Source organism: Brevibacterium sp. CS2, from assembly GCF_005280295.1.
Taxonomy (GTDB): domain Bacteria; phylum Actinomycetota; class Actinomycetes; order Actinomycetales; family Brevibacteriaceae; genus Brevibacterium; species Brevibacterium pityocampae.
The window spans coordinates 1,011,920-1,032,406 of the sequence record NZ_CP040020.1 but is presented as its reverse complement, the minus strand read 5'-3'; the positions used below and the strand labels follow the sequence as shown (position 1 = coordinate 1,032,406).

The window sequence follows — 20,487 nt, the reverse complement described above, 5'->3', positions numbered from 1 at the left end:
CTCGGAGCGCCGTGCATGCGGGCCCGATCGGCCCGGTGCGGCTCAGCCCAGCTGGTGCTCGCTGAGCAGGAAGCCGTCCTGGTCGACGCCGACCCCGGCGGTGAGCCGCAGGACCTCCGCGGCGAGCCGGTCGAGGCGCAGCGCGGCCGCGGTGCGGATCCGCCGCAGCTCCGCGTCGATCTCCGGCAGGTAGCGCTGCTGCTCGGTGTCGACCCAGCGCAGGTGGTACATCACCTGCGGCGATTCGAGATGCGCGGCGACGGCACGCGGCAGCGCCTCCTCGACGAGGACGCCGATCTCGAGCAGCCCGGCCCGCGGGCCGAGCGAGTCGAGGGGCACCTCGATGGCGTAGCCGTCCCGCACCTCCGGGCCGTCGGCCGAGATCAGGTGTGCGATCTTCTCGAGCGCCTCCGGCGGCACCGGGTCGGGCTCGCGCGCGCCGGCGTCGACCTCGGTGAGCCGGGCGAGCAGCACGTCCGGAGCGAGCCAGTACGGCGAGTACACGAAGACGTCGACGTGCGCCTCCGGATCGGGCACGAGGATCCGGGCCGGCGCCTCGGCCGCGGCGGCGAGCGCGGCGCGGGAGGCCGACGGCGCCTCGAGCGCGAGCGGGTCGACCGGCTCGTCGGCGAGCCGGAGGGCGAGGTGGAGGCGCCGGGCGAGCGCGATGAGGAGATCGAGCGAGCGCCCCTCTTCCCGGTTCGGGAGCCCGGCGGAGAAGAACAGGTGGAGCCCGTCGGAGTCGGTGAGCCAGGACGGCGGCGGAGCGGGCTCGCGGTCGCGCGGACACACGAGGGCGAACACCCGGGTGGCCCAGTCCGGCAGCCCGAGCTCCGCGCGGACCGCGGCGGGCACGAACATCGGGCCGTGCAGCCGGGAATGGCGGGTCAGCCGCCACTCGAGCACCTCGTGGCCCCAGCGCGGATCCGCGTCGGCGACGACGACGGGCTCGGCGAGGGCGGGGAAGTGGTTCGTCACGAGCGCGATGACATCGCTCGGCTCGACGTCCTCGTCGAGCAGCAGCAGGTGACGGGCGGAGAGCGCCTCGGGCGAGCGCGGGTCGCGGGCGTCGTGGGCCCCGGCCATCAGGGCATGCCCCGGCGGAATCCCACGTGGGCGCGCGATGCGGTGGGCCCGCGCTGACCCTGGTAGCGGTTGCCGGTGGCGGGATCGGAGCCGTAGGGGCTCTGCGCAGGCGAGCTCAGCGAGAAGAAGCACATCTGGCCGATCTTCATCCCCGGCCACAGGGTGATCGGCAGGGTGGCGACGTTCGACAGCTCGAGGGTGACGTGGCCGGTGAATCCGGGATCGATGAAACCGGCGGTCGAGTGGGTGAGGAGGCCGAGACGGCCGAGCGAGGACTTGCCCTCGAGCCGGGCCGCGATGTCGTCGGGCAGGGTGATGAGCTCGAGGGTCGAGCCGAGCACGAACTCGCCGGGGTGGAGGACGAAGGGCTCGTCCGGATCGACCTCGACGAGACGGGTCAGGCCCGGCTGCTCCTGCGCGGGGTCGATGACCGTGTACTTGTGGTTGTCGAACAGCCGGAAGAACCGGTCGAGGCGCACGTCGACGCTCGAGGGCTGCACGAGCGTGGGGTCGTAGGGGTCGAGGCCCACGCGCCCGGAGTCGAGCTGGGCACGGATATCGCGATCGGAAAGCAAACTCACACCGCCAATCTACCGTCGATCAGGCAACGATTCGATCACTATTGGGCAACGTGGATGGAGAACTCCGGCGCATTGCCTTGGAGAATGCTCTACAGTGGGTGCTGTTATACGCCCGCGCCGATGGTGCCTTCCCCCTTAACCGAAGGGCCGGGAGTAACACTGTCGCCTTTGCGTGGTCGAATACGCCACGACCGAAAGGCCATACTGTGAAGACCTCTGCAAAGAGTCTTGTGCTTGCCCCCGCAGTAGCCGCCGCGGTTTCCGGTTTGATCGCCGTTCCCGCTGTTGCGTCCACCACTGCACCGTCGGCCCCTGCGCCGGCCGAATGCCTGCCCTCCGAGGGCGCATCGCCATCGACTCCTGCCGCCGTGCCGGCGCTCGCGGATGCCCCCGAGGCCACCGTCGAGGTGCCCGAGGTGTCCCAGACCGACATCGCGGACACCGAGGAGGGCATCGGCTTCTCCGGGACCGGCTTCACCCCCGAATCCACTGCCACCGTCACCGTGATCGGCACCGAGGGCACGGAGTACGCGGTGAAGGATCCGCTGACCGTGACGCCCGAGGGCGAGGTCAACGGAGTCTTCTTCTTCACGACCACGGACGCGGCGAAGGTGCCCACCGGCACGTACACGCTGTTCCTCACCGACACGGAGACGAAGAAGGACTCCTCGAAGGTCACCTTCGAGGTCGTCGAGAAGGTCGCGGAGACCCCGACTCCGGCCCCGTCGCCCACTGAGTGCGCGACGCCGAGCGCCACCCCGACCCCGACCGAGACGCCCGAGGAGACCACTCCACCGGAGACCGCGACTCCCTCGGAGACCGCGTCACCCACCCCGAGCGCGACGCCGTCCGAGACCGCGACCCCGAGCGCCACGCCGTCCGAGACCGCGACCCCGAGCGCCACGCCGTCCGAGACCGCGTCTCCGACCCCGACGGAGACGGCGACGCCGACCCCGACCGAGTCCGGCGCCAGCGACAACCGCCGTGAGGCGCCGCGCCCGACGCCGACTGCACCCGAGTCGCAGATCCCGGCCCCGCCCACCTCGTCCGCGCCTGCGGGCAGCGACGCGGCCGAGGCGGCGGCGTTCAGCATCGCGATCGATCCGACCGAGATCTCCTCGTCCGACTTCGCCGACGACGACAAGGGCGTGACGATCACCGTCACCGGCGCCCAGCCCGGCGAGCAGATCACCGTCCAGGTCGAGCACGCGCAGGGCCAGGTCGAGCGCTTCCAGATCGACAAGATCGCCAACGAGCAGGGCGACGCCGTCGTCGGCGTGCACGCCGCGAGCGACCCGGTGCTCGGCGAGTACCGCGTCACGGCGTTCGGCCCCGAGTCCGAGGCGCAGGCCGGTTCCTTCACCGTGGTCACCAACAGCACCTCGGTGGGCGACGAGGCCGGCAACCGTGCCGGCGGCGAAGGCAGCGACTCCGGCTCCGGCGGAGGCAGCGGCTCCGGCGGCTCGTCCGACTCCGGCACCGCGCTGCCGCGCACCGGTTCCGAGATGACCGGACTGGCGCTCGGCGCCGGCCTGCTAGTCGTCGGTGCCGCTGCGGTCGTTGTCACCCGTCGCCGCACCCGCTCGACCGACCCGTCGGACGTCTGAGCCGCCCGGCTCCAGGCACCGCACCCCGGCCGCACCGCATCTCGCCCATGGAATCCGCCCCGACACTCGATCTCTCCGGGATCCGGGTCACGGGCGAGGCGGTGTCGGCTGAGCCGCTGAACGCCCTCGACAGGCTGACCCTCCTCGGGCAGCCGTCCGACGTCGGGGGCGTTCTGCGCGCCATCGGACGCCTGCCCGGCGCCGCCCGCGTCGCCTGGCCGGACGAAGCCGGGCGGCTCACCGTCGGCCGGTTCGCGGCCCCCCACGGCACGCCATCGGCACTCGCCGACGCCTGCGCGCACTTCGGCTTTCCGTTCGACCGCAGCCGGCGCACCCGGCTGCGCGACCTCGACGCGGAGTCCCGGGCGCGCCTGATCTGCGCGCTCACACTCGCCACCGGCGGGCAGTGGCTGGTGCTCGAGGATCCGCTCCACGGTCTCGGCGGGCAGGCGCGCGCGGGCCTGCGGGGCCGGCTGCTCGATGCCTGCACCCGGTTCGAGCGCGGGCTCGTGGTCTCCGGCTCCTCGGTGATGGACGCCGCCGTGCTCGGCGGGCGGACGGTGACGATCGAGAAGGAGCAGATCGCCGACTCCGCCCCGCTCGCGGTGCAGCTGCGCGAACCGCGGAGCAATCTCGCCGCTGCGGCGACGGGCGTCTCCGTCTTCTCCGGCCTCGCCCGGCGCGGCTGGCTGTCGATCGGGCACTCGCAGGTGCGGGCGCGGACCGAGCTCGACGGCAAGGTCTACGTCACCATCCCGACCTCCGCCGCGCGCCTGTCGTTCGACGAGTTCGATCCCGCCTTCACCTCCAATTCCGTGTTCGAAGCGCTCATCGTCGCCGTCCGCGACTCCGGACCGATCCTCCAGGTGGTCCTGTCCCCGGCCGACACCGAGGTCGGACTCGCGATGACCGTGGACCTCCTCGATTTCTCCGCCGTCGCTGACACCGGCGGCTCCGGGTTCGGTGTCATCCACCCGGGCCTGGCGAGCACCGTGGCGGACACCGTGGCGCGGGTCCGCACCGGCACGCGCCTGTTCGTCGACGTCGACACCTCCCGCATGCGGGCCTATCCGGCCGAGGCACCGGCCGGGCGTCTAGACTGAGCCGAGAGCCTCCGCGACCGGCCCCGGTCGGTGCCGGGGCGGTCGGCAGGCGCGCGGGGGAGGAAGGGGGCCATGACCACGACACCTCCGCCCCAGGGGACGCGGAAGCAGCCGCGCCGCCCACGCCTCGTCCTCGACCCGCGTGCCTTCCGCCTCCTCCTCGCGGCGATCGTCGCGGTTCTCCTCACCGTCGCCTCCGTGCCGGTCCTCAACCTCACCGCCCACGCCCCGCAGCGCGCGGTCGTGGCGTATCTGTCCGCGCTCGAGGACGGCGACGCCTCCCGAGCCCTCGGCCTGCTCGCCGCCCCGTCGACCCGGAACACCGCCGCACTCGACGATGCGGTGCTCGCCAACGCCTGGTCGCTGCCGAGCGACCCGCGGGTCGTCGACTCCCGGGTCGAGGGCGACCGGGCCACGGTCACCGTCGGCTTCACGCTCGGCGACTCCTCCCACGAGGAGACGTACTCGCTGGTGAGAGCGGCCCCGCAGTGGGGCCTGTTCGACCGGTGGCTCATCGAGGTCGAGAAGTGGCCGCGCCTGGGCCTCGACGTCACCGGCTCCTCGGTCGTCGAGATCAACGGGGTCGCCGCCCCGGCGGACCGCGGCGGCGTGCCGCTGCTCTTCCCGGCGGGCTACACCGTGGGCTTCAACGCCGAGTACCTGCACGCCGATCCGGTGCGCGTCGATGTGCTCCGGCCCGGTGAGATCGCCCCGGTGACGCTCGATCCGGAGCCCACGGAAGCGCTCGCGAGCGAGGTCGCCGCCGAGGCGGTCGCGCAGCTCGATGCCTGTGCGGAGCAGACGACGCTCATGCCGTCCGGGTGTCCGTTCGGGTTCGAGACCGACCACGAGATCCTCGGCGACGAGGTCGCGTGGTCGATCGTCGAACACCCCTCGATCACCCTCACGGCCGACGGCACGCAGCTCACCGTCGCCCCGGCCGAGGCCGTGGTCGAGGTGTCCGGCCGCTCACGCGACATCGTCACGGCCTACGAGTCCGACTTCACCGAACGGATCATCGTCCGGATCACCGGCCTCGTCACCGTGGCCGACGGCGAGGTGTCCGTCACCCTCGTCAACGAGGGGCAGTCGCTCGGCCAGTCGCCCCCGGCGAGCTGAGCCGCTCCACCCGGGGCACCCCCCAGCGGGCGGGCCCGCGAGCCGGACGGAGAGCTCCGGAACGAGCCGGACGGGGACCTCCGGTGCGAGCCGGATCGCACGCGAACGCGCGGACGCGGCGCGGCTCGGATCCCGCCGGTCAGGTCCCGCGCAGATCGAGGTGGAGCGTGTTCTCAGCGCCGTCGGCGATCGTCACCGGGATGCCCCAGTCCTGCTGGTAGAGGTGGCAGGCGGCGTGGAGGGGGATCTCTCCCCCGGGCTCGCCGTCGCAGGCCGCGGCCCGCACCGTGACGTGGAGGACCCCGGAGTCGATCCCCGGGTCGAGGGTCACCGTGCGCTCCATCCCCTCCGCACCGCCGGCGCCGTCGGTGATGAGCTCCGGCGGGGTCGACGACACCTGGAGGTAGGTCGGATCGCCCCAGCGGTCGTCGAGCTTCTGGCCCGCGGGGACCGTGAAGCCGATGCTGATCTCCAGCGGTCCGCGACCGATCTCGGTGGCCGGACGGGTAGTGCTCTTCGCACCCTCGTCGACCTGCTGCGCCTCGGCGGGGATGCTCACCCGGGTGAGCCGGTGGGCCGCGGACTCCGCGACGAGCAGGGCCGGCGGGGCGCCGTCCTCACCCGGGAGCACGAGGATGTCGGAGGGCTCGGCGAGACCCCGCGCCAGGGTGGTCATGACGCCGGAGGCGGGATCGAAGCGGCGGATCGCCCCGTTGTAGGTGTCGGCGACCGCGACGGATCCGTCGGGCAGCGCGGCGACGCCGAGCGGGTGCTGGAGGCGGGCCTCGTCCGCCGGGCCGTCGCGGAACCCGAAGTCGAACAGGCCGGTGCCCACAAGGGATTCGACGGCACCGGTCCGCGGGTCGAGCCGACGCACCGCCGAGGTCTCCGAGTCCGCGACCCAGATCTCCCCGGAGGCCGCGGCGTCGAGGCCCGAGGTCTGGGCGAACCAGGCGTCTTCCGCCGCACCGTCGAGCAGGCCCTCGTTCATCGTGCCGGACAGCAGGCGGATGGTGCCCGCGTCCGGGTCGAAGGACCAGATGGTGTGGTTGCCGGCCATCGCCACGACGACCTCGCCGGTGGCCGTCGAGTACTCGACGTCCCATGGGCTCGAGAGCTTGATGCGGTCCGCCCGACCGTCGTAACGGCCGGTCTGCCGGTGCTCGCCGGTGATGTTGTCGATCGCACCGACCATGTACTGCTCGCCGGTGCCGGCGATCGTCGTCACCGTGCCCGCCTCGAGGTCGACCCCGCGCAGCACGTGGTTGACGGTGTCGGCGACGACCACGCGGTAGCCGAGCCGCGCGGCGAGCTCCTCCGGCAGCTCGGTCATGCCGCCGGGCTCGGAGAAGCGGGCCTCGGTCAGGCTGCCGTCGGTGTACCCCCGCTCCCCCGTGCCGATCCGGCGCAGCACCTCGGTGCCCGTGGGGTCGTACTCGACGAGCGAATGGTGACCGGAGTCGGCGACGAGGAGGTTCCCGTTCGCCAGGCGCAGCAGCTTGCCGGGGTAGAACAGCTCGGTCTCCACCGGCTCCGGGGGGACGTAAGGCCCGGTGCCGCGGTGGAGGGTGCCCTTCTCCGAGTGCTCGGCGATGAGCTCCTCGATGAGCCCGGCGAGCCCGGCGGAGTGGCCCTCGCCGGACATCGAGGCGACGAGGTAGCCCTCCGGGTCGATGACGGCGAGGGTGGGCCAGGCGCGGGCGGTGTAGGCCTGCCAGGTCACGAGGTCCGGATCGTCGAGGACGATGTGCTCGACCTGGTAGCGCTCGACGGCCTGGTCGACGGCCTCGACGGTGCGCTCGAACTCGAACTTGGGCGAGTGCACGCCGATGATGACGAGCTCGTCGGCGTACTTCTGCTCGATCGGACGGAGCTCGTCGAGGACATGGAGGCAGTTGATGCAGCAGAACGTCCAGAAGTCGAGCAGCACGACCTTGCCGCGCAGGTCAGCCAGCGTCAGGTCCGTGCCACCGGTGTTGATCCAGCGCCGCCCGGTGAGTTCCGGGGCGCGCAGCCGCACGCCGCGGGACGCGGTGGCCGGGGTCCCCGTGGTCGGGGCCTCAGTGGTCGGGGCCTGACCCTTCTCCGTGGTGGTTGGGGCCTGACCCTTCGCCGTGGTGGTCGGGGTCGACCCGTTCGAGGTGTTCGCAGACGTCGTGTCGGGGCTCATGGCTCCATCATGGCACGCGGCACGGACACCCGCGGCGGACCGCGTCATCGCCCGTCATCGGCCGCCTCGGGCCCCGCCCCGGCGCAGCGCTGCGCCCGAGCTCCGAACTGCGCGGTATCCGGAACGCACCGCGCAATTGCGCGCCGATCATGGGATACCGCGCAGTTCGGCCGGCGCACCGGGGGTCGGACCCATCAGGCCGGTACGCCGCCGAGCCACCGATCGCGCCTGCGGCGCATGCGGCGGCGGACGACGACCGCGACGACCACGAGGCCGATCACCGCGAGGACGACGACGAGCGGCAGGAACACGGCGATGAGCGAGAGCCCGGCGGACACGATGTCCTCCCCGGTGGAGAGCACGGGGGCGGCGGTGCCGGCCGTCGCGGTGTTCGCCATCGGCCGGGTGAGCGCCTTCGTCAGGTGGACGACGAGCGCGATGACGATGCCGGTGACGACCGGTACCCAGGTCTGCCAGCCGGCGACCGCCTCGGGATCGGTGACGGTGAGCGTGCCCGCGCCGAGCCCGGCGATCTCCGAGGTCGCGGCGGAGCCGAACACGATGCCGCCCGAGGTGGGCCGCACGACGGTCTGGATCGCATCGTTGATCGAGTCGACGGCCGGGAACTTGTCCGCGAGCAGCTCGATGACGAGGAGCACCGCGAGGAGCCCGAGGATCCAGCCGTTCGACAGCCAGGCGAAGCTCGGCCCGAGCTCGACGACGGGGGTGAACCGGTCGAGCAGCCCGAGCACGAGCAGCGGGATGTAGGCGTTGAGGCCCGAGGAGGTCGCGAGGCCGAGCCCGGAGAGGAGTTCCATGGACACAGAGTAGCCCCGCGCCGCTGAGCAGTCGCTCGGCTCGGGGCCCCGGCGGGCACAGCACAGCCGTGCGGCACCGCCCGCGCGACACCGGCGGGCCCGGTGCCGTGACCGCGGCGCACGACTGGTGAGACGATGGGGGCATGTCCGCATCCCACGACAGCACCGAGCCCCGTAGCAGCACCGAGCCCCACACCGGCGCCGCGTCCCCCGGCAGCCTCGCGCCCGAGGAGGCGACGGCGGTCCGCGCCCGCCTCGACGAGGTGGCCGAGCGTGCCGCCGCCGCGGCCGAATCCGCCGGACGGCCCGCCGACAGCGTGCGCATCATGCTCGCGACGAAGACCCAGTCCGCGGAGCGCATCCGCACCGCGCTCACCCACGGGTTCACGCTCATCGGCGAGAACCGGGTGCAGGAGCTCACCGGCAAGGCCGAGGCGCTCGCCGACATCCCCCACGAGACGCACCTCATCGGCCCGCTGCAGAAGAACAAGGTCAACCACGCGCTGCGGGTCGCGACGTGCATCCAGTCGATCGACTCGCTCGAGCTCGCGCAGCGGATCCAGCGCCGCCTCGAGACGACCGAGGCACGGGTCGAGTACTTCGTCCAGGTCAACACCTCGCGCGAGGACTCGAAATCCGGTGTCGCGCCCGAGGCCGCCGGCGAGCTCATCGGCGCGCTCCAGGGCCTCGACCGGATGCGGATGCGCGGCCTCATGACGATCGGGCTGCCCGGCTCGACCGAGGCGGAGATCCGCCCGAGCTACCGTGAGCTCACCGGGCTGCGCACCGCGCTGCTCGAGCAGGGCATCATCGACGAGACGATGACCGAGCTGTCGATGGGCATGAGCAACGACTTCGAGCTCGCGATCGACGAGGGCGCGACGATGGTGCGGATCGGCTCGAGCGTGTTCGGCGCCCGGCCCGCGGCGGACTGAGGCGCACCGGGCCGGGGCGCCCTCAGTCCTGCGGGACGCCCGGCGCCTCGGGGTCGATGTTGCGGATGACGAGGGAGCAGTCCTTGTCCGCGTAGCCGTCGTCCATGAGCTTCTGCAGGTTGTCGAAGGCGACCTGGGCCGCCGGCAGGGTGACGCCCACGGACTCCGCACCAGCCATCGCGAGCCCGACGTCCTTGTGGGCGAGCGCGGTCGCGAAGGTCGCGTCGAAGCCCTTGTTCGCCGCGGACGTCTCGACCACGCCGGGCACCGGGTACCAGGTGCGCAGCGGCCACGAGTCGCCGGAGGACACATGGGCGATGTCCCAGAAGGTCTGCGCGTCGAGCCCGAGCTTCCGGGCGAGCACCGCGCCCTCCGCCGCGCCCTGGAGGCTGATCGCGAGCATCATGTTGTTGACGATCTTCGCCGCCTGGCCCGCACCGTTGCCGCCGGCGTGGAAGACGTTGCCGGCCATCGGCTCGACGAAGGTCCGGGCGCGCTCGACGTCGGCATCCGCCCCGCCGAGCATGAAGGTCAGCGTCCCGGCCGCGGCGCCGGAGATGCCGCCGGACACCGGAGCGTCGACGAACGCGAACCCGGCCTTCTCGGCGGCGTCGTGGAGCGCGTTCGCGGAGTCGACGTCGATCGTCGAGGAGTCGATGAGCAGGGTCCCGGGTGCGGCGAACTCGAGCACCCCGCCGTCGCCGAGGTGGACGCTGCGGGCGTGCTCGCCCTTGGGGAGCATGGTGAAGACGACCTCGGCCCCGTCGACGGCCTGCGCGATCGAGCCGACCGCCTCGACGCCGTTCTCCGCGGCCGCCGCCACGGCGCGCTCGTCGAGGTCGTAGCCACGCACGGTGTGCCCGGCGGCGATGAGGTTCTTCGTCATCGGCCTGCCCATATTGCCCAAGCCGATCCATCCGATGGTTGCCATGGTGCCTCCTTGCACACGGGTGGCGGCCGACTGCTGTGCATCCGGGCCGCGCTGTCCTGGTCGTGCCACCAGCCTACGTCCGCCCGTGCGGGCGCGGCACTGTGCGCGGCGGGCCAGTTGCGCAAACCGAGTGTGCAGCCGTGCAGATACACTCCGAACATGCCCCACACCGATGCACACGGCGAGCCGGTCCGCGGCCGGACCGGCGCCGGCCCCCGCCCGGACAGCTCACCTCGGCCCGGCACCGCTCCCCGGCCGGGCCCGCACCTTCGCCCCGGCCACAGCGCGCACCCCGTCGCGCCGGACGACCTCCTCACCCTGCTCGCCGTCGCCCGCCTGGGCAAGTACACCGCCGCCGCGCACAGCCTCGGGATCAACCACACGACGGTGTCCCGCCGGATCGCCGCACTGGAGAAGAGCGTCGGCGACCGCGTGCTCGTCAACGCCCCCGAGGGCTGGGAGCTCACCTCACGCGGGCGTGAGCTGCTCGCCGTCGCCGAGGACATCGAGGCGGCCCTCGCCCGCGCCCAGCAGACGGTCACGGGTGCCGCGGAGCTCACGGGGATGGTGCGCGTGGCCGCCCCGGAGGGCTTCAGCCTGACCTGGGCCGCGCCCGCGCTCACCGAGCTCCAGCGCCTCCACCCCGGGCTCCAGGTCGAGCTCGTCACCGCCACCCAGCGCGCCCGCCAGTACCGGTCCGGCGTCGACATCGAGATCGTCGTCGGCCGCCCCCAGGTGGCGCGCTCGCTGAGCTACCAGCTCAATGCCTACAGCCTGGGTCTGTTCGCCACCCCCGAGTACCTCGCGGCCAACGGCACCCCGGGCACGGTCGCCGAGCTCACCGACCACCGGCTCGTCTACTACATCGAGCACACGCTCGGCGTCGACGTCCTCGACTCCGCCGGCGCGCGCCTGCCGGAACCCCGCGGCTTCCTCCGCTCGAACTCCATGCTCGTCCACGTCCGTGCGGCCGAGCACGGCGCCGGGATCGGGCTGCTCCCGAACTACCTCGGCCAGGCGAGCCCTGCACTCGTCCGGGTGATCCCCGAGTTCGACCTCCGGATCACCTACTGGGCGAACGTGCGCCGCGAGGCGCTGCGCAACCGCGGGGTGGAGGCCGCGCTCGAGATCCTCCGCGAGTTCTCCGCCCGGCCGCCGGTCGTGCCCGAGGTGCTCCCCGGCTCGGCCCTCCCCGCGGAGGCGCCCGAGCCGGCCGCCGACTGATGGGGGCGGGGAAGCGGCGCCCGGCCCGGGACGTCGCACGGCCCCGCCGTGGCGCACGTGCCCGAGGCAGTGGTGGACGGCAGCTGACCCGACTGCCCGCAGCACGCATGCAGGCGCCGCCCGGCGGACGGCGCCCGCATGCGAGTCCGGCCCCGCAGGGGCCGGGGGTCGGCGCTCAGCCGGCGGACCAGCCCCCGTCGACGACGTGGGCGGCACCGGTGATGACGGCCGCGGCGTCCGAGGCGAGGAACAGCGCCAGCTCGGCGATCTCCTCGGGCTCGGCGAGCCGGGGCACGGCCGAGTGGGCGAGGAACACGTCCTCCATCACCTGCTCCTCGCCGATCCCGCGCGTCTGCGCCTGGTCGGCGACCTGCCGCTGCACGATCGGCGTCATGACGTAGCCGGGATTGATCGCGTTGCACGTCACCCCGTGCGGACCACCCTCGAGGGCGGTGACCTTCGTCAGGCCCATGAGCCCGTGCTTGGCCGCGACGTAGGCGCTCTTGTATGGGGAGGCGCGCAGACCGTGGATCGAGCTGAGGTTGATGATCCGCCCCCAGCCGCGTGCGTACATCCCGGGCAGCACCGCCTTGGTGAGGAGGAACGGCGCCTCGAGCATGAGCCGGTTGATGAGCCGCCACTCGCTGAGCGGGAACTCCTCGAGCGGGTGGATCCACTGGATCCCGGCGTTGTTGACGAGGATGTCCGCCTCGAGGGTGATCCCGTCGAGCGCGTCCGTGTCGGAGAAGTCCGCGATCCAGGTCTCCCCGCCGATCTCCTCGGCGACCGCGTGCGCGGCCTCCGCGTCGATGTCGGCGACCGTCACCCGCGCACCGGCGCCGGCCAGGGTCGAGGCGATCGCGCGCCCCAAGCCCGAGGCGGCGCCGGTGACGAGAGCGCGCTTCCCGGCGATGCCGGCCCCCGCCGGCCGCCCGGTCATCCGGCCGCCCGGGCGGCGCGCTCACCGGCACGGCGCTCGTTGTCGAGGCGGTCGATCTCGAGCAGGTCGATGCCGCGGGTCTCACGGGTGAACAGCAGCGCGACGAAGCTCACCGCTGCGGCCGCCGCGAGGTAGAACGAGATCGGGATCGAGGACTCGAAGTTCCGCAGCAGGGTGGTGGCGATGATCGGCGCCATGGAGCCGGCGACGATCGCAGTGACCTGGTAGCCGAGCGAGACGCCGGAGTACCGCATGCGGGTGGGGAACATCTCCGCCATCATCGCCGGCTGGCAGGCGTACATGAGCGCGTGGAACAGGAGTCCGGCGACGACGGCGACGAGGATGAGCATGTCCTCGCCGGTATCGAACAGCGGGAAGGCGAAGAAGCCCCAGGTCGCGGTCAGCACGATGCCGATCCCGTAGGGGATCTTGCGGCCCACGATGTCGCCGATCTTGCCGACCAGCGGCACGGCGGCGGCGTGGATGGCGTGCGCGACGAGCAGCAGGCCGAGGATCTCCATGCTCTCGACGCCGACCTGGATGGAGAGGTAGGTGATCGAGAAGGTCACGACGAGGTAGTAGTGGATGTTCTCGACGAAGCGCAGACCCATCGCGGTGAAGACGCCGCGCGGGTAGCGCTTGAACACCTCGGCGACGCCGTAGCCGGCCTCGCCCTCGACGACCTCCTCCTGCGCCTCCTGGAAGATCGGGGCGTCGGCGACCTTGGTGCGGATGTACCACCCGACGAACACGATGACGGCCGACAGCCAGAAGGCGACGCGCCAGCCCCAGGACAGGAACGCGGCGTCGGACAGCACGGCGACGAGGCCGAACAGCACGCCGGTGGCGAGCAGGTTGCCCATCGGCACCGCGGCCTGCGGCCAGGAGGACCAGAACGCGCGGGAGTCGCGCGGGGAGTGCTCGGCGACGAGCAGCACGGCGCCGCCCCACTCGCCGCCGACCGCGAAGCCCTGGATGAAGCGGAGCAGGACGAGCATGACCGGCGCGATGTAGCCGACGGCCTCGAAGGTCGGGATGCAGCCCATGAGGAACGTCGAGGTGCCGACGAGGATGATCGAGAGCTGGAGCAGCTTCTTGCGACCGTGCTTGTCACCGAAGTGGCCGAACACGATGCCGCCGAGCGGGCGGGCGATGAAGCCGATCGCGTAGGAGCCGAAGGCGAGGATGATCGCGTCGAACGGGTTGTCCGACTGGGGGAAGAGGATCTTGTTGAAGACGAGGGTGGCGGCCGCCGCGTAGAGGAAGAACTCGTACCACTCGACGATGGTGCCGGCCATCGAGGCCGCGACGACGCGCTGCAGCTGCGTGCGCTCCTCGGGCTTGAGCGCCTCCGATGTGTTCGTGCTCATGATGCTCCTTCGCTCGGCGGATGCCGAGCCGGGTCGACCCGGGGCTCCCGGGATGGTCCTCTCGCCGGGCGGTGATCCGCAGGCGGGTGAGTGAAGGAGATGACGTAGTCGTACCGATCACAGCGCTGTGGGCCGGTTGAACGCGGCCACTCCTTCGGGGTGCGTTCGATAGCCCATCCTGAACCTTTCCTGTGTGCCCTTCAAGCACGGAGCGCGCATCGTGACCCGATTGCAGTGTGCAAGTCCGCAGATGATGTGTGCTCGGCGGTGCACCCGGGCACAGGAGAGGGAGGTGGGGAGCGGCCCGGCGGCCCTGCCGCACAGCCCCGCGGCCCTGCTGGACAGTCCGGTGGATCGGCCGCGCTGCTCAGCGACGCCGATCGAGGCCGGCGAGCATGTCGTTGTACGCCTTGAGCTCCGCGTCCCCGGTCCGGTCCTCGGCCCGGTCCCGACGCTTCGCCTCGCGGTCCGAGGAGCGCGACCACTGGACGGCGGCGATGATCGCGAGCGCGAGCGTCGGCAGCTCGCCGATGCCCCAGGCGATCTCCCCGCCGCGCACCTGGTCGTCGATCGCCGGGATCCAGCCGTGGCCGATGTTGCCGTACCAGTCGCCCTCGATGAGGGTCGTCGAGGCCATGATCGACAGGCCGAAGAAGGCGTGGAACGCCATGGTGATGAGGAGCAGCAGGAGCCGCAGCGGGTAGCGGAAGCGGCTGACGCCGGGGTCGATGCCGATCATCGCCTGCGCGAACATGTACCCGGCGGCGGTGAAGTGGAGGATCATGAGCTCGTGGCCGATGTGCGTCGAGAGCGCCCACCACATGAGTCCGGAATAGTAGAAGACGACGAGCGAGCCGGAGAAGTTCACCGCCGCCACCACCGGGTGGGCCCAGAACCGCAGATACGGGTGGTGGACGGCGCCGAGGATCCAGTCGCGGGCGCCGCGCGAGCCGTCGGTGCGGGCGGGCACCGCGCGCATGAGCAGGGTGATCGGCGCGCCGAGGACCATGGGCAGCGGGATGAACATGACGATGAGCATGTGCTGGATCATGTGGGCGGAGAACAGCACCCGCCCGTAGACCATCGGCCCGCCGGAGGTCACGTAGACGAGCAGCGCCATGCCGAAAAGCCACAGGATCAGGCGTCCGACCGGCCAGGCGTCCCCGCGCCGGCGCAGGCGCACGAACCCGGCGATGTAGGCGATCGCGAGGCCGACGGCGACGACCACCCACAGCGGGTCGAGCTGCCACTCGGTGAAGAACGTGGCCCAGGTGGGCTCCGGCGGCAGGGGCTCGGAGGTCAGCCGCTCGGCCGGGGTGGGCACGGCCGGCGGCTCGTCGGGCACGGGCGGCTGGGAGCGGGCGAGCACGGTGCCGAGCGCCATGACGGCCGAGAACAGCAGTGTCTCGATGCCGATCAGGCGCCAGAACTCGACCCGGGAGGAGACGGTCCCGCTCGTCCCGGTGGCCTGCACCGTCGCTCTCCCGGCGGCGGAGCTCGCCCCGGCCGTGCCCGGCCGCCCGGCAGCGGCGCCGTCCGCGGGCGAGCCGGCGAGGCGGCCGATGACGAAGCTGCGGTGCCACCAGCCGATGACGCCGAGCGCCGCGGTGAGGGCGATCTTGACGACGACGAGCATCCCGTAGGGGGTCGTCCAGTCCGCGAGCGAGTCCACGCGCAGGAGGGCGTTGAAGAACCCGGAGACGATCATGAGTGCCCAGGCGAACAGTGCCAGCGCGGAGAACCGCGAGACGAGCACGCCGAGGTCCCCGCGGCCGGTGAGCACGGGGGCGAGCACCGCGAGGGCCAACAGCCCGCCGAGCCACACGACGACGGCGACGAGGTGGAGCCCGATGCTGTTGACCGCCTGCATGTGGCCGGAGGCCTCCGCCGCATGCCCCATGAGGGCCTGAGGGACGAGCGGGATGAACGACAGGACGGTGACGAGGCCGATCCCAGTGAAGCTGCGGACCGCGAACACGAGGGTGGAGACGATCGCGGCGAGCACGACGATGAGCGTCCACAGCTGGCCGTAGGGCACCTGGGTGACGTACACCCCGAGCTGGGCGGAGAAGTCACCGGTCAGCGCCTGCGCGCCGGCCGTGTCGACGAAGGTGAGGACGAGCACGCCGATCGCGGACACCGTCCACGCCACCGAGGCGACCTCGGCCACCCGCAGGCACGCCGACCAGGCGGGATCGAGCTCCTGGTCCGCGTCGGCCTTGCGATCCCTGTGGCGACGGCGGACCGGGGCGCTGCGGGGCAGCACCACGGAGGCGAGCACGAGAGCGCCGATCGTCACCGCCATCGCGGAGTTGAAGAGGAACTTCGCCGCCGGCAGGCCGAAGCGGCCGAGCGGGCCGGCGTCGTTGAGCAGGGTGGGGGCCGCGGCACCGGTGGAGTCGAGGGCGAGGAGGCCGACGACCGCGCCGAGGACGATGAAGCCCGGGAGCGCGGCGAGGCGGAGCCGGCGCGCGGTGCGGCGGTCCGCTGCCGCCCCGGCGGGGCCGCGACCGGCCGGACCGGTGGTGCGCGTGGCCTGGGTGGTGGTCACCGGCCGCTCAGCGCAGCCGTCGGTCGGCGAGCGCGGGGAAGCTCTCGCGGCGGGTGTGGATCGCGTCGATGTCGATGTCGGCGACGATCACGGTCTCATCGGTGGCCGCCTCGGCGAGGACGGTTCCGGAGGCGTCGACGATGACGGAGTGCCCGCCCATCTCCGTGCGCGAGTGGAAGCCGGCGGTGTTGCAGGCGATCACGGCCATGAAGTCCTCGGCGGCGCGGGCGCGGGCGAACAGGCTCCAGTGGTCGACCCGTGGCGCGGGCCAGGCGGCGGGCACGGCGACGACCTCGGCCCCGGCGTCGAGCAGGGCGCGGAACATCTCCGGGAACCGGAGGTCGTAGCAGGTGGCGAGGCCGAGGGCGACGGTGCGGCCGTCGACCTCGAGCGGCACGGTGACGATGTCCTCACCGGCCTCGAGGAGCTTGGGCTCGCCGGAGCCGAACCCGAAGCGGTGGATCTTGCGGTACGTCGCGATGACCTCGCCGGCCGGGGACACGACGACCGAGGTGTTCCACAGGTGGCGCTCGCCGTCGGGCAGCTCCGGGAGGGCGGTGACGTCATGGTCGTATTCGGCGAGCCGGGCCAGGGCGGTCTCGCTGCCCTCGATGACGGAGCCGATGTGCACGTAGGCGCCGATGTCGCGGGCCGCCTGGGCGAGCGCGGTGACGGTCGGACCGTCGGTGGGCGATTCGGCGCGGGGTCCCCAGTCGCGGTAGGAGAAGCCGCCGGGCGACCACAGCTCGGGCAGGACGACGAGATCGGAGCCGTGCTGGGCCCTCACGAGCCGGGCGGCGCGCTCGATCCGCGTCTGCTGGGAGTCCTCATCGGTATAGGCGAGCTGGATCGCTGAAACACGCATGTCTCAAGGGTAGTCGCCGCCTGCGCCCCGGACCAACGCACCCCCTGGAGCGCAATCTCCGAAGGTTCCTGAGAGGTGGTGTCAAGCTTCTAACGCATCAGGAGCTTTTCGAACATGTCGGCCGGGGTCTGCAACTCGAGTGTGGGCCTCGGCCGCGTGTTGATCAGGTACTCGACGTGGGCGACTTCTTCATCGGTGACGTCGCGGAAGTCTGTGCCTTTGGGGAAGAACCCGCGGATGAGTCCGTTGGTGTTCTCGTTCGTCCCGCGCTGCCACGGGGAATGCGGGTCACAGAAATACACGTCCATCTTCGTCGCGGCGGTGATCTGCTTGTGCTGCCCCATCTCGACTCCCTGATCCCAGGTCAAGGACTTGCGCATCCGGGTCGGGAACTCCCCGAATCGCTCTGCGATCACCCGGGCGACGGGTTCGGGCCCATGCCCATCGGGCAGCCGGATGATCACCGCGTACCGGGTCTGGCGCTCCACCACCGTGACCAGCGCGCTCTTGTGGTCCTTCCCGATGATCTCATCGCCCTCCCAGTGCCCGGGCACACTGCGATCATCAGGGTCGAAGGGCCGGTCGGCGATATTGACCATGTCACTGATCCGGCCGCGTCGTTCCGTGCTGGAACGGGACTTCCGCTGTTTCCTGCGGGTCCGCAGGTACGTGGTGAGCTCACGTCTGAGTCCGCCCTTGGCCTGCACGTAGAGCGCTTGATAGATCGTTTCGTGACTGACTCTCATAGACACATCGTCGGGGAACTCCTCGACCAGCATCAACGCGATGAGTTTCGGTGGGGACTGATGCACGTTTAAGTGTCAGTTTGGGTTTCACGCTGCGAGGTTCGCAGCGGGTTTCATGATCGCCTCGTACTCCACCGGCGTCAACCGGCCCAGGCGCGCTTGCCGACGCCGACGGTGATACGTCCGCTCAATCCAGGTCACGATTGCGATCCGCAACTTCTCGCGGGTAGACCAGCGCCGGCGGTCGAGGACGTTTTTCTGCAAGAGCGCGAAGAACGATTCCATTGCCGCATTATCGCCCGCTGCACCCACGCGACCCATCGATCCGGCCAGCCCGCGCCTGGTCAGAGCGGTGACATACTTCCGTGAACGAAATTGCGAGCCCCTGTCGCTGTGGACCACGCAACCGGTCACGTCCCCGCGCCGCACGGCGGCCATCTCCAGGGCATCCACAGCCAGACGGGCCTTCATCCGGCTGTCAATGGAATAGCCAACGATCCGGCCGGAGTACACATCCTTGATCGCACAGAGGTAGAGCTTGCCCTCGTCCGTCTTGTGCTCGGTGATGTCGGTCAGCCACAACTCGTTAGGACCAGCCGCGGTGAAGTTCCGTTCGACCCGGTCGTCGTGGACGGGCGGACCCGGCTTCTTCCCGTTCTTCGCCCGAGCCTTGCCGAACACCGACCACCACTGATTTCTCGAGCAGATCCGCCAAGCGGTTCGGGTGCTCATGGCCTCACCGGATGTGCAGGCTTCATCGGCGAGGAACCTGTAACCGAACTCCGGATCATCGCGGTGGGCATCATAGAGAGCATTCGCCCGATAGGCCTCGACTAATTCGGCATCAAGGACCGGCCGTGTGAGCCAGCGATAGTACGGCTGGCGGGAGAGCTTCAGAACCCGGCACGACACCGCAACGGGAATCCCGTCGGCGGCGAGCTCTCTCACGAGCGGGTAGAGCCTTTTGACGGCAGGTTCGCCTGCGATAGATAAGCGGCCGCGCGGCGGAGGACTTCGTTCTCCTGCTCGAGCAGCCGGTTGCGTCGCCTGAGCTCACGCAGCTCCGCGGAGCCGTCGGTGCTGGTGCCGGGTTTGTTGCCGGCGTCGATCTCAGCCTGGCGGAGCCATTTGGCTACGGTGCCTTCGTGGATACCGAAGTCGGCACCGATCTGCGCGATCGTCGTCGACTCGTCACGGTTAAGAGCGACGCGGACGACGTCCTCGCGGAACTCTTTCGGGTAGGGCTTGGGCATGGTGACATCCTTCCAGGCCCACGCATTGGTAAGCCAGATCAGGTGACACCTATCCGTGCATCAGTCCCGTGACCATCGCTGCTGGCTGAGTTTCTCCTGCACCCAGTCCCGCAACCGGGCGTTCGTCGCGAGTTTGCATGGCCGCGTCCGGTGCCGGCGATGCACCGCTTTGAGCTGGGCGCGTGCCGGGGAGTAATCGACCCCGGCCCCGACGAGCCTGCGATCACGATTCCGCGCGACCTCGCGACTGATCGTCGAGGGACTCACCCCCAGCGATGCTGCGATCGTGCGCATCGAATACCCCGCGGCCAGACCGGCGAGGATCGCTTCGCGATCCGAGATCGTCAAGTGCTGGCCCTTGCGGGCCCGTGATCCCGGAGGGATGCGCCGCGGTGGCATTCCCCCGCGGCGCGAGATGATCCGCGAGACCCAGGTCGCGGACTTCTCGACCGTGGAAGCGATCTCCTCGATCGAGAGTCCCTGCCCGCGTAGTTCCCAGACCCGGAATTCGAACTCCCACGCCAGATCGTACCGACCGACCCTGCCCGCATTCCTCGACCCGACCATCACACAACCCCTTTCGCACCTACCCTGACAACGAGTGTTGCGATGACTGTATGACACCACCAGAGCGAAACCTTCGGCGATCGCACTCTCAGCGAACACCCTGGGGGTGTGACCGCGCCCGGCGATGCGCCTTCGGGCCTGGGCGACCGACCCCGGGCGCCCGGCCCCGGGACCGGGCTCGGGCGACACGCCTCGGGACGGCCGGGCCACCTCGGCCCATGAATGGGCGAAGGCCCGGACCCTCAGGGGGTCCGGGCCTTCAGCGCAGGTGCGCGAAGAATCACTTCTTCGGGGTACCGGCGGCAGCCTTGAGCTTCGAGCCCGCGGACAGCTTGACCGAGTAACCGGCAGCGATCTGGATCTCTTCACCGGTCTGCGGGTTGCGGCCCTTGCGAGCGGCACGCTCGGTGCGCTCGACGGACAGCCAGCCAGGGATGGTGAGCTTCTCGCCCTTGGCGACGACGTTCGAGAACGACTCGAAGACGCCGTCGAGAACATCGGAGACCTGCTTCTGGGTCAGGCCGGTGCTCTCTGCGACCTCGGAGACGAGTTCACTGCGGTTCTTAGCCATAGTTGTGCCCTCCTTCAGGACATCGGATCTGTTTAACCGATTACGAACTT

17 protein-coding genes and 1 pseudogene are annotated in these 20,487 nt (G+C 71.0%); 5 read left to right on the top strand and 13 right to left on the bottom strand.

Annotated features, from left to right (window positions below):
* Positions 1-42: 42 nt before the first annotated feature.
* Both FDF13_RS04495 and dcd read right to left on the bottom strand, forming a co-directional pair.
* Complete coding sequence (locus FDF13_RS04495; RefSeq protein ID WP_137318613.1) at positions 43-1,086, bottom strand: hypothetical protein; 1,044 nt, start codon at positions 1,084-1,086, stop codon at positions 43-45.
* Entirely contained in the window at positions 1,086-1,667 is a 582-nt protein-coding gene (gene dcd, locus FDF13_RS04490; RefSeq protein WP_137318612.1) for a dCTP deaminase, read from the bottom strand. The genes FDF13_RS04495 and dcd overlap by 1 nt, the downstream gene beginning before the upstream one ends.
* Positions 1,668-2,035: 368 nt before the next feature.
* Here dcd and FDF13_RS04485 point away from each other — a divergent pair, with 368 nt between their 5' ends.
* The 3 genes from FDF13_RS04485 (at position 2,036) to FDF13_RS04475 (ending at position 5,496) form a co-directional block, all read left to right on the top strand.
* A complete protein-coding gene (locus FDF13_RS04485; RefSeq protein WP_137318611.1) occupies positions 2,036-3,274 on the top strand; it encodes an LPXTG cell wall anchor domain-containing protein in 1,239 nt (412 codons plus the stop codon).
* Between the two features lie 47 nt (positions 3,275-3,321).
* Entirely contained in the window at positions 3,322-4,377 is a 1,056-nt protein-coding gene (locus tag FDF13_RS04480) for an ABC transporter (RefSeq protein ID WP_137318610.1), read from the top strand.
* A gap of 72 nt (positions 4,378-4,449) precedes the next feature.
* Positions 4,450-5,496, top strand: coding sequence for a hypothetical protein (locus FDF13_RS04475; RefSeq protein ID WP_137318609.1), 1,047 nt, complete (start codon positions 4,450-4,452; stop codon positions 5,494-5,496).
* A gap of 139 nt (positions 5,497-5,635) precedes the next feature.
* Here the strand turns inward: FDF13_RS04475 and FDF13_RS04470 are convergent, their stop codons facing one another.
* Positions 5,636-7,666, bottom strand: a complete 2,031-nt coding sequence (locus tag FDF13_RS04470) for an NHL domain-containing thioredoxin family protein (RefSeq protein ID WP_137318608.1) — start codon at positions 7,664-7,666, stop codon at positions 5,636-5,638.
* Between the two features lie 194 nt (positions 7,667-7,860).
* A complete protein-coding gene (locus FDF13_RS04465; protein ID WP_137318607.1) occupies positions 7,861-8,484 on the bottom strand; it encodes a DUF4126 domain-containing protein in 624 nt (207 codons plus the stop codon).
* A gap of 143 nt (positions 8,485-8,627) precedes the next feature.
* Here FDF13_RS04465 and FDF13_RS04460 point away from each other — a divergent pair, with 143 nt between their 5' ends.
* Positions 8,628-9,419 (top strand): YggS family pyridoxal phosphate-dependent enzyme, encoded by a 792-nt coding sequence (locus FDF13_RS04460; RefSeq protein WP_137318606.1) that lies wholly within the window; start codon positions 8,628-8,630, stop codon positions 9,417-9,419.
* A 22-nt stretch (positions 9,420-9,441) separates the two neighbouring features.
* On the opposite strand, the gene mmsB is transcribed toward FDF13_RS04460, so the two are convergent.
* Positions 9,442-10,350: a 3-hydroxyisobutyrate dehydrogenase gene (gene mmsB, locus FDF13_RS04455; RefSeq protein WP_137318605.1), complete on the bottom strand. Its 909-nt coding sequence runs from the start codon at positions 10,348-10,350 to the stop codon at positions 9,442-9,444.
* A 159-nt stretch (positions 10,351-10,509) separates the two neighbouring features.
* On the opposite strand from mmsB, the gene FDF13_RS04450 reads away from it, so the two are divergent.
* Positions 10,510-11,574: a LysR family transcriptional regulator gene (locus FDF13_RS04450; RefSeq protein WP_137318604.1), complete on the top strand. Its 1,065-nt coding sequence runs from the start codon at positions 10,510-10,512 to the stop codon at positions 11,572-11,574.
* A gap of 175 nt (positions 11,575-11,749) precedes the next feature.
* Here the strand turns inward: FDF13_RS04450 and FDF13_RS04445 are convergent, their stop codons facing one another.
* The 8 genes and pseudogenes from FDF13_RS04445 to FDF13_RS04410 form a co-directional block, all read right to left on the bottom strand.
* Positions 11,750-12,514, bottom strand: coding sequence for a 3-hydroxybutyrate dehydrogenase (locus FDF13_RS04445; protein ID WP_137318603.1), 765 nt, complete (start codon positions 12,512-12,514; stop codon positions 11,750-11,752).
* Complete coding sequence (locus FDF13_RS04440) at positions 12,511-13,884, bottom strand: MFS transporter (protein WP_137318602.1); 1,374 nt, start codon at positions 13,882-13,884, stop codon at positions 12,511-12,513. The genes FDF13_RS04445 and FDF13_RS04440 overlap by 4 nt, the downstream gene beginning before the upstream one ends.
* Before the next feature lie 367 nt (positions 13,885-14,251).
* On the bottom strand, positions 14,252-16,435 hold the full coding sequence (locus FDF13_RS04435) for a cytochrome c oxidase assembly protein (protein WP_137318601.1): 2,184 nt from the start codon (positions 16,433-16,435) through the stop codon (positions 14,252-14,254).
* Between the two features lie 7 nt (positions 16,436-16,442).
* Positions 16,443-17,300, bottom strand: a complete 858-nt coding sequence (locus tag FDF13_RS04430; RefSeq protein ID WP_137318600.1) for a nitrilase-related carbon-nitrogen hydrolase — start codon at positions 17,298-17,300, stop codon at positions 16,443-16,445.
* Positions 17,301-17,389: 89 nt separating this feature from the next.
* Positions 17,390-18,079, bottom strand: coding sequence for an IS30 family transposase (locus FDF13_RS04425; protein ID WP_137318599.1), 690 nt, complete (start codon positions 18,077-18,079; stop codon positions 17,390-17,392).
* A 54-nt stretch (positions 18,080-18,133) separates the two neighbouring features.
* A protein-coding gene (locus tag FDF13_RS04420) for an IS3 family transposase (RefSeq protein ID WP_254668749.1) occupies positions 18,134-19,299 on the bottom strand; the annotation gives its coding sequence in 2 pieces (ribosomal slippage) (positions 18,134-19,012 and positions 19,015-19,299; 1,164 coding nt in all).
* Positions 19,300-19,527: 228 nt separating this feature from the next.
* Positions 19,528-19,698: pseudogene (locus FDF13_RS15560) on the bottom strand (helix-turn-helix domain-containing protein); the annotation flags it as partial.
* A 448-nt stretch (positions 19,699-20,146) separates the two neighbouring features.
* Entirely contained in the window at positions 20,147-20,437 is a 291-nt protein-coding gene (locus FDF13_RS04410; protein ID WP_137318597.1) for an HU family DNA-binding protein, read from the bottom strand.
* Between the last annotated feature and the right edge of the window lie 50 nt (positions 20,438-20,487).